General features: G+C 64.5%; 8 protein-coding genes and 1 pseudogene. 4 read left to right on the top strand and 5 right to left on the bottom strand.

Annotation, left to right across the window (positions count from 1 at the left end; all coding sequences use genetic code 11):
• Positions 1-166: 166 nt before the first annotated feature.
• The gene (locus EO156_RS04890; RefSeq protein ID WP_029829289.1) at positions 167-1,174 is read right to left on the bottom strand and encodes an alpha/beta hydrolase; all 1,008 of its coding nucleotides are present in this window, start codon (positions 1,172-1,174) and stop codon (positions 167-169) included.
• Positions 1,175-1,507: 333 nt separating this feature from the next.
• Positions 1,508-2,890: an L-serine ammonia-lyase gene (locus EO156_RS04895; RefSeq protein ID WP_005916973.1), complete on the bottom strand. Its 1,383-nt coding sequence runs from the start codon at positions 2,888-2,890 to the stop codon at positions 1,508-1,510.
• 87 nt (positions 2,891-2,977) lie between these two features.
• Here EO156_RS04895 and EO156_RS04900 point away from each other — a divergent pair, with 87 nt between their 5' ends.
• The gene (locus EO156_RS04900) at positions 2,978-3,217 is read left to right on the top strand and encodes a glutaredoxin family protein (RefSeq protein WP_005916976.1); all 240 of its coding nucleotides are present in this window, start codon (positions 2,978-2,980) and stop codon (positions 3,215-3,217) included.
• 189 nt (positions 3,218-3,406) lie between these two features.
• Here the strand turns inward: EO156_RS04900 and EO156_RS04905 are convergent, their stop codons facing one another.
• From EO156_RS04905 to EO156_RS04915, 3 genes are read right to left on the bottom strand one after another with little or no spacing between them, the layout of a single operon-like run.
• A complete protein-coding gene (locus tag EO156_RS04905; RefSeq protein ID WP_003490276.1) occupies positions 3,407-3,976 on the bottom strand; it encodes a YceI family protein in 570 nt (189 codons plus the stop codon).
• 9 nt (positions 3,977-3,985) lie between these two features.
• On the bottom strand, positions 3,986-4,549 hold the full coding sequence (locus EO156_RS04910; protein ID WP_016849250.1) for a cytochrome b: 564 nt from the start codon (positions 4,547-4,549) through the stop codon (positions 3,986-3,988).
• Positions 4,546-5,208: a YceI family protein gene (locus tag EO156_RS04915; RefSeq protein ID WP_016849251.1), complete on the bottom strand. Its 663-nt coding sequence runs from the start codon at positions 5,206-5,208 to the stop codon at positions 4,546-4,548. The genes EO156_RS04910 and EO156_RS04915 overlap by 4 nt, the downstream gene beginning before the upstream one ends.
• A 96-nt stretch (positions 5,209-5,304) precedes the next feature.
• Here EO156_RS04915 and EO156_RS04920 point away from each other — a divergent pair, with 96 nt between their 5' ends.
• The 3 genes and pseudogenes from EO156_RS04920 (at position 5,305) to EO156_RS04930 (ending at position 13,666) form a co-directional block, all read left to right on the top strand.
• A complete protein-coding gene (locus EO156_RS04920; protein ID WP_016849252.1) occupies positions 5,305-8,880 on the top strand; it encodes a hybrid sensor histidine kinase/response regulator in 3,576 nt (1,191 codons plus the stop codon).
• Positions 8,881-9,003: 123 nt separating this feature from the next.
• Positions 9,004-9,891 (top strand): annotated as a pseudogene (locus tag EO156_RS04925) (ATP-binding protein); the annotation flags it as partial.
• 205 nt (positions 9,892-10,096) lie between these two features.
• On the top strand, positions 10,097-13,666 hold the full coding sequence (locus EO156_RS04930) for a two-component regulator propeller domain-containing protein (protein WP_016849253.1): 3,570 nt from the start codon (positions 10,097-10,099) through the stop codon (positions 13,664-13,666).
• Positions 13,667-13,849: the final 183 nt, after the last annotated feature.

Raw genomic sequence — 13,849 nt, forward strand, 5'->3', positions numbered from 1 at the left:
TGGGTGCGTGATGGATGAAAGCTGGCGCGCGCGGGTTTCCGGCTGCCGGCACGTTGACTGCCGTGCCGGCGCCGTCTGTCCATCGGTGCTGGCTGCAGCCGGCTTCGACCGGCCGCAGTGAAGATGAGAGGGCGTCCAATCCTTGCCCTCTCATCCACCCACAGCATTACTGCGCAATGGCCTTCAACAGCGCAGCATTGAAACGCGCCGGGTCCTGCACCTGCGGCGAATGGCCCAGGTCGGCAAACTCGATCAGTTTAGCATTCGGAATCGCGGCCGCCGCGCGCTTGCCCAGCTTGGTGTAATCGCCCACGCGTGCCTTGACCTGCGGCGATGCGGTGTCCTTGCCGATGGCGGTGCGGTCCTTGAGGCCGATGAACAGCGTGGTCGGCACCGCAAGTCTGGGTAGCTCGTAGACCACCGGCTGGTTGAAGACCATGTCGTAGGTCAGCGCCTGATTCCACGCCACGGCCTGCTTGCCCTTGCCCAGCGACATGCCGGCCTGCATGCGCGCCCAGCGTTCGAATTCCGGCTTCCATTGGCCGGCGTAGTACACGTCCATCTGGTACTTCTTGATTCGTTCGAAGCTGATGTTCAGCTCGTTGTCGTACCACGCATCCACGCTGCGCCAGGGGATGCCTTCGGCCTTCCAGTCTTCCAGCCCGATGGGGTCCACCAGCGCCAGATGCTCGGTGGCTTGCGGGTACATCAGCGCGTAGCGAATGGCTAGCATGCCGCCCATCGAATGGCCGACCACCACCGCACGTTCGATGCCGAGCGTCTTCAACAACGCATGCGTATTGTCTGCCAGTTGCGCGAACGAAAACTGATAGGCGGCCGGCTTGCTGGATTTGCAGAAACCGATCTGGTCTGGCGCGATGACGCGGTAGCCGGCCTTGCTTAGCGCTGCGATGCTGTCTTCCCAGGTGGCGGCGCAGAAATTCTTGCCATGCAACAGCACCGCAGTGTGGCCATTGGGCGTGCCGGTTGGCGCAACATCCAGGTAGGCCATTTCCAGCGGCTGCTGTTGCGAGGTGAACGCATAAGTCTTGACTGGATGTGGGTAGTCGAAGCCTTCCAGGCGCGGGCCATAACTGGCTTCCTGCGCCAGTAGCGGACTACTGGCCAGGGCGAGCATGAGGGTGCAAACGCGCTTTCGCATGGTGATCTCCATCCAAATCCAGGCGCTGACGGTACAACGGCAGATGTGGTGGGAACGTACAGCCGGGCGACGGTTAGCGGGCGCTGCAGGCGCGTTGCTGACGATGGCTGGCGACCAGGCTCAAATGCGTGCGCCGACGTCTGTTGCCCTCGTCCGCGCTTGGCGCACCTTCTCCCGCGTGCGGAAGAAGGGCAGAGCGTTCCCCGCGGCTGGTGCGTTCCCTCATCGGCATTCGCCCCTCTTCTCCCGCGTGCACGAGAACGGCAGTGCAAGGGCATGCATCTGTGGAGCGGGTTCTTCGTCGCTGCGCGCGCTGGGTTGATCAGCACCCCGCCTACGAGTGGCTCAGCATTCGATGACGTTCACCGCCAGGCCGCCGCGGCTGGTTTCCTTGTACTTGTCCTGCATGTCGCGACCAGTGTCGCGCATGGTCTTGATGACCTTGTCCAGCGAGACCTTGTGCTTGCCGTCGCCGCGCATGGCCATGCGGCTGGCGTTGATGGCTTTCACTGCGCCCATGGCGTTGCGTTCGATGCACGGAATCTGTACCAGCCCGCCGATCGGGTCGCAGGTCAGGCCGAGGTTGTGCTCCATGCCGATCTCCGCGGCGTTTTCGATCTGCCCCGGGTTGCCGCCAAGCGCGGCAACCAGGCCGCCTGCGGCCATCGAACAGGCCACGCCCACTTCGCCCTGGCAGCCGACTTCGGCGCCGGAAATCGAGGCGTTCTCCTTGTAGAGGATGCCGATGGCGGCAGCAGTGAGCAGGAAGTCGAAGATGCGTTGCTCGGAGGCGCCCGCGCAGAAACGGTCGAAATAATGCAGCACCGCGGGAATGATGCCGGCCGCGCCATTGGTCGGCGCGGTGACCACCCGGCCGCCGGCGGCGTTTTCTTCGTTCACTGCCAGGGCGTACAGGTTGACCCAATCCAGCGTGGTCAACGGGTCGCGCATGGCCGCTTCGGGCTTGGAGGAGAGTTCGCGATACAGCGCAGGTGCGCGGCGGGAGACATTCAGGCCGCCCGGTAGCGTGCCTTCTTCGCGGATGCCGCGCGTCACGCAGGACTGCATCGCATTCCACAGTTCGCGCAGACCAGCACGGATCTCGTCTTCGCTGCGCCAGCTTTTCTCGTTTTCGAACATGAGTGCGGCAATGCTCAGGCCGCTGCGCGCGCACTGCGCCAGCAGTTCGTCGCCGCTGAGGAACGGGTAGGGCAGCGGCGTTTCGTCGGCCACGATGCGATCGTCGGCCGCGTCGTCCTGGTTGACGACAAAGCCGCCACCGACCGAATAGTAATCGCGTGTGGCGATGACCGCTTCATCGGCGTCATAGGCCGTAAAGCGCATGCCGTTGGTGTGGTACGGCAGCTTCTGCCGCTTGTTCATCGGCAAGTCGCGCTTTTCGTCGAAGACGATGGCGTGCTGGCCCATCAAGGCGATGCGCTTGCTGGCGCGAATGCGCTCCAGCGTGGCAGGGATGATGTCCGGGTCGATCACGTTGGGGCGATGGCCCTCCAGCCCCAGCAGCACGGCTTTGTCGGTGCCATGGCCGCGGCCGGTCAGGGCGAGCGAACCGAACACTTCGGCGCGGATGCGCACCACATCCTGCAGGCGCCCGGCATCGAGCAGCCAGCGGTGCACGAAGCGCTCGGCGGCGCGCATCGGCCCCACGGTGTGGGAGGAACTCGGGCCGATACCGATCTTGAACAGGTCGAACGTGCTGACAGCCATGCGTGCCGAAGAGGTGAGCGTAAAGGCGGCTATTCTAGTCGTTCGGCGGTTGCGGCACGGCTGCAGCGCAGCATGAGAGCCCGGCGGATGCCCTTGACCCTGTACCAGCGCGACGATTGCCACCTGTGCGACCAAGCCGTGGAAGTGCTGGCGCAGGCGCGTGCGGGCGATTTCGACAGCGTGTTTATCGACGACGACGCGGCGCTTGAGGCCGTTTACGGCGCGCGTGTGCCGGTGCTACGCGATGCGCGTGGGCGCGAGCTGGAGTGGCCATTCGATCGCGTGCGCTTGCGCGCGTGGCTGGACGACGACGTCGCCGAGCGGTAGGGGCGGCACGACAACGCGCCGACGCCGCGATCTGTAGTGCAGCCGATCAAGGGACGGGGTGCGCACACCGGCCACGCCCTGAAGGTGCCCATGAACGCTCGCTATCCCACGCCATGTGGGCATAAAAAAGCGGCGGACCCGACGAGTAGTCCGCCGCTCAGTGGCTGCGTCCGGTTGCAGCCTGTGGCGTTACTTCGCCTTCAACACGACCTTGGTGCTGATCGCGGTTTCGTTGGGAATGGTCTTGGTGTCGGCCCAGTCGCCGCCGCCCACGCCAAAGTCCAGTCGCTTGACGACAGCCTTGCCGGCCAGCACCGGCTGCGCGCCGGGCGTCCAGGTAAAGGTCAGCGTCACCGGCTTGCTGACACCGCGCAGTTCCAAGGTGCCATCGGCGGCGTATTGGTTGCCGCCCAGGGCGCGGAACTTGTCGGCGCGGTAGCGGGCAGTGGCGAACTTGGCGACGTTGAAGAAATCCGGACCCTGCAGGGTGGAATCGCGGTCGTTGTTGCCGCTGACCGCGCTGGCCAGCGGGATGCGCACGTCGAGCTTGGCCCCGGCAAGGTTGGCCGGATCGAAACTCAGCGTGGTGTCGAAGCCGGGGAACTTGCCGGTGAACACTTCGCCGTCGTACTTGCTGGCGAATACCAGGCTAGAGCCCGGCGCCTGCACGTAATCGGCGGCCAGCACCGGTGCGGCGGCGAACGTGGCAACCAGCGAGGCCGCGACCAGCATCGGAGAGACAAACAACTTGGACGACATGGGAAATCCTTATGGTTTGGGAGCCAGCCAGCCACGCGGCAACATCCGCGCCAGGGTGGCGTCGCGCTGGAATAGGTGGTGGTAAAACGCAGCGCCGGCATGCGCCAGTACCACGGCAATCAGCAACCAGAAACCCCATTCGTGGATGAAGTGCGCAATGGCGCGCAGTTGTTCGTCCGGGGGGCTGAGCTTGGGCACATCGAACAGGCCGAACCAGCGGAACGGCCGCAGGCCGCTGGTAGAGTCGTACAACCAGCCCGACAGCGGCATGGCGAAGATCATGGCGTACAGCAGCCAGTGGGTGAACCCGGCGATGCGCTCCTGCCAGCGCGGCGTACCGGCCACCGGTGGCGGTGCGCCGGCATAGATGCGCCAGCCAAGCCGCACGATCACCAAGGCCAGGACGGTCAGTCCCACCGACTTGTGCGCGGTGTACACCCAGAAGTACTTCGGCGTCCTGGGCAGTTCGCCCATGGTCAGGCCGACGATACCCAATACCAGAATGAGCAGTGCGATCAACCAGTGCAGGGTCTGGCTCACACCGCCCCAGCGTTCGAGGTTCTTCATGCTCATGTGCCCGATTCCTGGGTGGCGGCGGAGTCCGCAGGCGTGGGTGCGGCTTGCGGCTCGGGGGGCTCGTCGTCGGCGCGGCCCTCGCGCACGGCTTCGGCTTCGATGCGCAACTCCACGCTGTCGCCGATCATCGATTTCCAAGCATCAATCCCGAACTCGGAACGGCTCAGCGTGGCGGTGGCGGAGAAACCGGCGGTGCGGCGGAACGGCGGGAGCGGATGGCGTTTGAGCGCGTTGAGGGTGACGTCCAGGGTGACCGGGCGGGTGATCCCGTGCAGGGTCAGGTTGCCGGTGACCTTGGCGTGGTTTTCGCCGCTGGCCTCGACGTGCGTGGAGACGAAATGCGCGTCGGGAAAGCGCTCGGCGTCGAGTAGGTTGCGTGCCAGGGTGGCCTGATTCCACTTGGCATCGCCCAGGTCTGCGCGGTGCAGCGGCACGGTGACATCCAGCCGGGCGGCGGCCCAGTCGTCCGGGTCGAAGACCAGGGTGCCGCTACTTCCGGAAACGGTGCCCAATGCCTTGGAAAAGCCGGCATGTTCCACCGCGAACAGTACCCGGGTATGCACCGGATCCAGCGCGTACCGCGCTGGCGCAGCGGAGGCGGCGAGGCTGGTTGCGACCAGGGCAGAGGACACCAGCAGGCGGGCGAGGATTGTCATGGGCGGATTCTAGACATATCCCGGCAACGCGCGCTTGGCTTGCGCTCGCAACGATCCGTTGCGAGCATGCCGGCTGGACGAGGAAAGGATTCCCCCATGCGTGTACTCATCGTGGTGCTGGCCGTGCTGTTGGCGATCTGGCCGTGCGCGGCAAAGATTCCGGAAGTGCCACGCTTTCGGATCGTGGGACCCAGCGAAGGATTGCCTTCGACGATGGTGGTTGCCATCGGCCAGGATCGCGCCGGCTATTTATGGCTTGGAACGCTCGACGGTCTGGTGCGTTACGACGGCGCGGGATTCAGGACCTGGCGCCACGATCCGGCCGACCCTGGATCGTTGCCCTGCAACGCGGTGCAGGCATTGCATATCGATGCGCTGGACCGGGTCTGGGTAGGCTGCGGCAAGACGTTGAGCGTCCTGGATGCCGGCCGCGGGCACTTTCGTCACTATCGCGCTGCAGACTATCCATTGTTGAAGGATGGCGAGATCTTCAGCATCGCCGCATTCGATGGCGGCATCTGGGCCGGTACCACCACCGGTGCGCTGGTGCGCATCGATGCCAGCGGAGGGATGTCGTCGGTGGATCTGGGCGGGATCGAAGGCGCGCTGGATCGAGCCATGGTCATGAACCTGGCGGTGGACAACCAGCACCGCCTGTGGATCGGTACCAGCAATGGCCTGGCCTATTACGACGGCAAGCAACTGCATCGCCAATACATCGCGGACGAGCCAAACCGGCAATCGTCCATTTTCGGTCTGCAGTGGACCGGGGACCGTTTATGGCTGGGAAGCGAATCGGGATTGCACGTGCTGCGCGCCGACGGTCACTGGCAGCCGCTTGTCTGGTCGACGATGTTCGGCAACGGCAATGAATTCTGGGGCGCAGTCGCGACGCCGGATGGCGAATTCTGGCTGGGCAGCGGACGTGGCCTGTGGCGCACGCGCGGAGAGCGTCCACCGGTGCCCGCCCTGAGCGGCGAGGGGCCGTTGTCGCGTCGTAACGTGATCGGCTTGATGGGGGCGGCCGATGGCGGGCTGTGGGTGCCCATGCATGGCACCGGGCTGGGGTATCTGCCAGCCGACTGGAAACGCAGTGCCGTGCTCAAGCCCGCGGTGCCGATGGGCGATGCGATTTATTGCAACCTGGCGCCCGCCAGGCGTTCAGGGGGCTTATGGCAGGTCGATGCGCAAGGGCGTCTGTTGCGCGTGGATCCGAGCACCGGCGACTCGTTCCAGACAGGCCTGCAGTCGCCGCAGCTCAAAGGGATGGAATTGGTGTCGGCGTTGGAGGATCGCCTGCAACGGGTGTGGCTGGGGAATCTGACCTTTGGCCTTTCGCGGATGGATCTGCGTACCGGGGACTTCGTGCACTGGCCGTCCGATGGGCCCGAGCCGTCGTCTTCGTTGTCGGCGCCGGAATGGATCATGGAGCATGGCGACACCGTCTGGATGGCCTTCATCGACATGGTGCAGCAGCGCGACCTACGCACCGGCAAGGTCCTGCAGCGGATGACCCAACAAGACCTGCATGGCCTACGCGCGATCGACATCCAACAGCTGGACCAGGGCCCCGACGGACGCGTCTGGGTGGCCGGCGAGGGCGGCATGTTCGCATGGGACGACGCGACAGGCCGCTTCGTGCCGGTGGCAGGGCTTGAAGGGACGCCGATCCAGGCATTCGCCAGCCAGTCTGCGGACACGCTTTGGGTGTATCGCGCCTCCGGCGCAGAGCAGTGGCAAAAGCTTGCGGCCGGCTGGAAGCGCGTCCGTCAGGTCGGCGAAGCGGATGGACTGAACGGGTTCGATGCCTCTGCCATGCAGATCGACCCGCGTGGCCGTGTCTGGATTTCCAGTCTGCGCGGGCTTTGGCGGATCGATCCCTCGGTGCATCCGGCGCGGGTCCGCAATATCGGCACGCGCGATGGCCTCACCAGTCAGGAGTTCATCCAGCATTGCCTGTTGATGTCGGGCGACACCTTGATCGGCGCGACCAGCGATGGCTCTACCGTGCTGCTGGATACCGCAATGCCGGATGTTGCACCGTTCGTGCCGGCACTGCAGTTGGAACATGTCAGCGTGCTGCGCAATGGCGCACGCATCGCCCTGCCCATGGACCGCCCGTTCCAGCTGGGTCCTGAGGACCGCCAGTTGCAGATCGTGACCCGCTTGCTGTCGTACAGCGACCCGCTTTCCAATCGGTATCGCAGCTTCCTGAAAGGCTTCGATACGGACTGGCAGACCATCGGCAACACGGGCATCCGCGAATTCGCCAGCCTGCCTGCCGGCAACTATGAGCTCGCGCTGCAGGGCATCGACCCGCTGGGTAATCGCTCGCAGGTGCGTTCGCTGCAATTTTCGGTCAGGCCGCCCTGGTGGCGTAGCGAGATCGGGATTGCATTGATCTGTTTTTCCGGATTGCTGTTGAGCGCCTTGCTGGCCGCCGCCTATCGCCGACGTATCCGCATGCGCGCGCAGTGGCAGCTGGCGCAGCACAAGCGCGAGTTGGCCGAGCAGGCGTCGCTGGCCAAGACGCGCTTTCTGGCAACGTTGGGTCATGAGGTGCGCACGCCGATGACCGGGGTGCTGGGCATGAGCGAGTTGCTGCTGCAGACCCCACTGGATGGCCGTCAGCAAGGCTATGCAAGCGCGATCCAGCTGGCCGGCAAGCACCTGCTGCGTCTGGTCAACGATGCACTGGATCTGGCCCGGATCGAAGCGGGCAAATTGCCGCTGGATTACCGCGATTTCGACCTGCGCCAGTTGGTCGGCCAGGTGGTGGAACTGGTACGCCCGAGTGCCGAGCAGAAGCAGCTGGCCTTCCACTGCGAGCTCGACGATGCACTGCCGCCGGCATTGCATGGCGATGCCAGCCGCGTGCAGCAGATCCTGCTGAATCTGCTGTTCAATGCGGTCAAGTTCACCGAGCGCGGTAGCGTGCACCTGCGCGTCACCACGTTGCCGCAGCACACCCGGCAGGGGCTGCGCGTGGAGGTACGCGACACCGGGCCGGGCATGAGCGCCGAGCAGCGCGGACGACTATTCCAGCGGTTCGAACAGGCCGAAGGCGCGCTCACGCTGGCACGGCATGGCGGTAGCGGGCTGGGGCTGGCGATCTGCCGCGAACTTGCGGCGGCGATGGGCGGCGCGGTGACGGTCGCCAGTGAATTGGGGCAGGGCGCATGTTTTGTGGTCGAGCTGCCGTTGCACTGGGTGTCCACGTTGCCTGCGGTCACGCCGCCTGCAGTGCGCGCTCCGTCGCTGCGTGAGCAAGCGCCGTTGCAATTGCTGCTGGTCGAGGACGATGCGACCGTGGCGCAGGTGATCGTGGGCCTGCTGCAGGCGCGTGGGCATCACGTCACGCATGCGTTGCATGGTCTTGCCGCGCTGGCAGAGGTAAGTACGCGCAGTTTCGATGCAGGATTGTGCGATCTGGATCTGCCCGGCCTCGATGGCGCGGCGCTGGTGGCGCAGTTGCGCGCGCGCGGGGTGCGCTTCCCGATCGTGGCCGTGACCGCACGTGCCGACACTGATGCCGAACCGCAGGCGATGGCCGCGGGCTGCAATGGCTTTCTGCGCAAACCGGTCACGGGCGAACTGCTGGCACAGGCATTGGCGCGGGTACTTGCCGATGTCGATGATGGCCAGCGCGATAACGTGGCGGTCGACGCGTAGGTCGAGGTGCAAGCCAGACCAGTACGCGACAGAACCTGGGTATTTGGGCCTGGCGAAAGCGCCTGCGGCGTCAGCAGGAGTGGGGCTGGCACGGCAACGGCAACGGCTTGCCGAGCAGGCAGCCCCTTCGATCCCGCACAGCTCCCTCAGGAGCTGGTTGATTTCATGCACTCCATCGCTGACGCGCGCGGCCTGCGCTTGGAGTGCCGCAATCAGCTCCCCACGCATGCGGTGGTCGTGGGCGATGCGACGCGGGTGCGTCAGATCCTGATCCACCTGCTTGGCAATGCGATCAAGTTTGCCGACCGCGGCGAGGTATCGCTCACCGTCAGCCAGCATGGCGATGCCCTGCGCTTGACGGTGCGCGATGGGGGCCTGGCATCGGGCCGGAACAGCAGAAGCGATTGTTCCAGCGCTTCGAACAAGGCGAGGGTGCGCGCACCGGTTCGCGCGACGGCGGCAGCGGGCTCGGGCTGGCGATCTGTCAGGAACTCACCGTGGCGATGAAAGGCTAAATCCGCGTGCGCAGCCGGCTTGGCGTCGGCACCCGGTTCACCGTGGATCTGCCCTTGCCGATCGACCGCTCCGGCACGCACATCGCGGCCGGTCACGTTCAGCTGCTTGCAGGTGAGCCGCTGCGCATCCTGCTGGTGGAAGACGATCCCACCGTGGCCGAGGCGATCAGCGGCTTGTTGACCAACCGAGGTCACCGCGTGGTGCATGCCGTGCATGGGCTGGCTGCATTGTCGGAAACGGTGGATGGCGGGTCCGACATCGCGCTGCTGGATCTGAATCTCCCCGGACGGGACGGCTTCGCCCTGGCATTGCAGCTGCGTCAGCTTGCCATCGCTTCCCGCTGCTGGCAGTCATGGCACAGGCTGACAGCGCTGCGCAGACCCAGGCGAAGGCCGCGGGCTTCGACGGATTCCTGCGCAACCGGTCACTGCCGATCTGCTGGTGGAAGCGATTACGGCTGCGCGCGCGGGCGCCGGCATGCAGGCGACGACCTAGCGTGGATGCACGGGCCCGATGCGTTGACGATGTCAGTGCTCATCGGGCATCGCATCGCGTAAAGACGGTCTTAAGACGCCTGCCTGCTGTAACCGATCATCGTTGGCGCGCTTATGTGTGTTGCCAGCATCAGGCAAGGTCCGCACTATGCGTGCAAAGGACACGCGAGCGCATGCTGCTATCACCACAACCCCCCAGTCGTCGCATGCCGCTGAAAGCCTTGATGACGCGGGCTCTATTACTGCTTTGCCTGGCCGTCGTGTCAGTCTGGCCGAGTTCTACGCTGGCCGGCGTGCCGGTATTGCCGCAGCCGCGGCAGCTGACCGTGGCCGACGGGCTGCCATCCAACGTGGTGTACGGCTTCGATGAGGATGCCAATGGATATTTGTGGCTGGCCAGCAGCGATGGGCTAGCGCGTTACGACGGGCGAAACTTCCGTATCTGGCGCATCGAAGACGGTTTGCGCGACAACCAGATCTGGGCGGTTCACGTCGACAAGCGCAACCGGGTCTGGATCGGGACCGGCATGGCAGGCCTGGCGATGCTGGACCCCGCACGCCATCAGTTCACTTTCTATGATGGTGCGCGCTATCCGGAACTTCGCGGCGCTGCGATCTGGAACATAAAGTCCACCGACGACGGCAGCATATGGTTCGGCACTGAAATGAGTGGGCTATACCGGCTGCGGCCGGATGGTTCGCTGGAGCATTTCGCACATCGTGCCGACGATCCGCGCAGCTTGCCCGACAATGCAATCTATCGGCTCGATGTCGATACCCGTGGCACACTTTGGATCGGTACCGCCGATGGCGCTGCGCATTGGACGGGTAAGGACTTCGAGCGGCAGGCATTTCCGGATGGCACCGCACAGATCATCACCCGGCTAACTGCCGATGCCGATGGCAGCATCTGGATCGGGACCAGCGACGACAAGCTGTTTCGGCGCGATCCAAGTGGTCATCTCAGTCCGCACCGTTGGCAGGCACCTGCAGAATATCCGGTGTTGGGCGTGTTGTTGCGCGACCAGGACGGCAGCTATTGGCTGGACACCCTGGCCGGCCTAGGCCATACGACTGGTGCGGAAGTGCGCAATGTCCCCCTGTACAGTCTGTCTGCGCACGGGCGGATCCGTCCCAACTGGGAATCGGCATATCAGGATCGCGAGGGCGGTGTATGGTTTGCCAGCCCCAACGGCGGGCTCTGGCATCTCCCCTCGAACTGGCATCGTTTCGCGGTAGTTTTCAACTACATGGACGATGGTGGCCAAGGTGGCAACCTGGCGATCCAGGGCACTGCAAGATCGCGCGATGGTCGGATGTGGTTGGTGGGCACCTCGGGCGTGCTTGAACGCGTAGATCCTGCCACCGGCAAAATCGAGCGTGTATTGCCCAGCCTGGGGTCTGCCAGCTGGTCCAATAGCGTGCTGGAGGATCGCAAGGGTAACGTCTGGGTCGGGCAGTTTGCCGAGCTGGTGCGCTTTGATTCCGCCACTGGCCAGGTGCAGCACTGGAAGGCTGCAGCAAGCGGCTCGGGCGCAGCTGCACAGGACGCGACACTGGACGCTTCCTTGGAAGCGCTGCAGCAGACCGCCGATGGTCACATCTGGGTCCACGCCACGCTGGGGCTACAAGAGCGGGACGAACAAGGCCGCTTACTGCGCACCATGTTGCGCGGAACCCACGGCCTTGCAGCAGATCTGGTGGTTTACGACCTGCAGGCTGGGCCGGATGGAGCGCTATGGCTGGCCGGTAATCGTGGTCTGCAGCGCTGGAACGCATCGGTTGCGCGCTTCGAGCGCATTGCCGGCGCGCCCGACGAACCTGTCTTCACTTTTCGCTTCAGCGACAACCAGATCGCCTGGTTTGCCGGGCTAGGGAAGCTACATCGCTATTTGTGGAAGAACGGGGCCCTTCAACATCTTGATACAGTGGGGCCCGAGCAAAACTTCCCTGCGCTTGCGCCACAGGGACTGGTGGTCGACCACGACGGTGTTGCCTGGTTGTCCAGTATGCGTGGCCTGATTCGCGTGGACCCGGCCACGCGGGGCGTGCGCGTGTTCGGGGTTCATGACGGCCTGCCTAATCCGCAATTCGTTGCGCGTTCTTTGGTGCAATCGTCCAAGGGCATGATCGTCGGCGCGACGCCGGATGGGCTGGTGATCTTCGATCCTGCCGAACTCAAGCCGAATGATCATCGGGTGCCGTTGGTGATCGAACGTGTAGGTCTACGTCGCGGCGAGAGTGGGCTGGATCTGAGTCATGTCACGCCTTTGGTCATGCAGGACGGCGACCGCGACTTGCATATCGTCGCCCGCCTGCTCAGCTTCGCCGACTCCGAATCTAACAGCTACCGCTTCCGCCTGAGCGGCTACGACCCGGACTGGATCGATGTCGGGCCCAGTGGCGAGCGCCTGTTTTCGCGTCTGCCTTCGGGCCATTACACGCTGGAAGTGCAGGGGCGTACTGCAGACGGTATCTGGTCGGCCAGCCAGACATTACGTTTTCAGGTGTTGCCGCCATGGTGGCTGTCGCCGTGGGGTTTAAGCCTGCTGGCCTTGCTGACGGTGTGCGTGATTGCTGCAGCCATCTTGTTGTACCGCCGTCGGTTGCGTCGCTTGAATGCCTGGCAGCTCGCGGTGCACAAACAGGAAGTGGCCGAGCAGGCGTCTCTGGCCAAGACGCGTTTTCTGGCGACGCTGGGCCACGAAGTGCGTACGCCGATGACTGGGGTCTTGGGCATGAGTGAGCTGCTGCTCAAGACCTCGCTGGATATCAAGCAGCGCAGTTACACCGAGTCCATCCGCCGCGCGGGCGCGCATTTGTTGCGGCTGGTCAACGATGCGCTGGACCTTGCGCGCATCGAATCCGGACGGCTGGAGCTGGATGTGGAGCCGTTTTCGGTGCGTCAGCTCGTGGCTGAGGTCGAGGCGATGATGGCGCCACTGGCGCAGGAGCGTGGCCTGCGCTTCAGCCTGGAAATCGGGTTGCTTGGCGACATCACCGCCAGTGGCGATTGCACCCGTATCCGGCAGATCCTGCTCAATCTGCTCAATAACGCGATCAAATTCACCGAGCGCGGCGTGGTCGGTTTGAAGTTGACCACGCTCGGTTCCTATCAAGGCCTGCGCTTTGAAGTGGCCGACACCGGGCCCGGCATCAACGCCGAACAGAAAGCGCGCCTGTTCCAACGCTTCGAGCAAGGCGATGGTGCCAGAACCACTTCGCGCTACGGCGGCAGTGGCTTAGGTCTGGCGATCTGCCAGGAGCTGGCGATCGCCATGGGCGGGCAGATCGAGGTGATCAGCCGGCTCGGCGCGGGAACGCGCTTTGTGGTGGATCTGCCGCTGCGCTGGGTGGCTTCCAACGTCGCACTTGGTGGCCAGACCGCGCATGCCGAGACGGCTGTCGAACCACAGCGCATCCTGCTGGTGGAAGACGACCCGACCATCGCCGAGGTCATCGTCGGCCTGCTGCACGCGCAGGGGCATTCGGTCGTGCATGCCCCGCATGGCCTGGCGGCGTTGACCGAAGCGGCCGACAACACGTTCGATCTGGCATTGCTTGATCTGGATCTGCCCGGGCTGGATGGCTTTGCGTTGGCACGGCAACTGCGGGTATTCGGCTACGACATGCCGTTGATCGCGGTGACCGCACGCGCCGATGAGGTCGCCGAACCGAGTGCGCAGGAAGCGGGCTTCGACACCTTCCTGCGCAAGCCGCTCACTGGCGACATGCTGGCCGACAGCATTGCCGAAGCGTTACGTCGCAAACGCTAACAAGCCGTGCGGATGCCTGTCGCCGGAGCAAACGCTCAGGTGTCATGCAGCGCGTTCGCCCGCTGTTGGGCGCTCGAACAGCGATGCGGGTCGCGATGGTCTCGGCAGGCGAAAGGGCGTTGCAGGTGTCCTGCCAACCGGAGCGCGGCGGGCGGTTGCATCGCATGCAGGTTTCGGCGGATG

It is taken from the genome of Xanthomonas sp. DAR33341 (genome assembly GCF_003992815.1).
Classification (GTDB): Bacteria; Pseudomonadota; Gammaproteobacteria; order Xanthomonadales; family Xanthomonadaceae; genus Xanthomonas; species Xanthomonas cissicola.

What these genes read in the sequence shown, in the direction of transcription:
- EO156_RS04890 (WP_029829289.1), bottom strand. Translation starts at nt 1,174, where the DNA reads ATGGAGATCACCATGCGAAAGCGCGTTTGCACCCTCATGCTCGCCCTG.
- EO156_RS04930 (WP_016849253.1), top strand. Translation starts at nt 10,097, where the DNA reads ATGCCGCTGAAAGCCTTGATGACGCGGGCTCTATTACTGCTTTGCCTG.
- EO156_RS04910 (WP_016849250.1), bottom strand. Translation starts at nt 4,549, where the DNA reads ATGAGCATGAAGAACCTCGAACGCTGGGGCGGTGTGAGCCAGACCCTG.
- EO156_RS04895 (WP_005916973.1), bottom strand. Translation starts at nt 2,890, where the DNA reads ATGGCTGTCAGCACGTTCGACCTGTTCAAGATCGGTATCGGCCCGAGT.
- EO156_RS04905 (WP_003490276.1), bottom strand. Translation starts at nt 3,976, where the DNA reads ATGTCGTCCAAGTTGTTTGTCTCTCCGATGCTGGTCGCGGCCTCGCTG.
- EO156_RS04920 (WP_016849252.1), top strand. Translation starts at nt 5,305, where the DNA reads ATGCGTGTACTCATCGTGGTGCTGGCCGTGCTGTTGGCGATCTGGCCG.
- EO156_RS04915 (WP_016849251.1), bottom strand. Translation starts at nt 5,208, where the DNA reads ATGACAATCCTCGCCCGCCTGCTGGTGTCCTCTGCCCTGGTCGCAACC.
- EO156_RS04900 (WP_005916976.1), top strand. Translation starts at nt 2,978, where the DNA reads ATGCCCTTGACCCTGTACCAGCGCGACGATTGCCACCTGTGCGACCAA.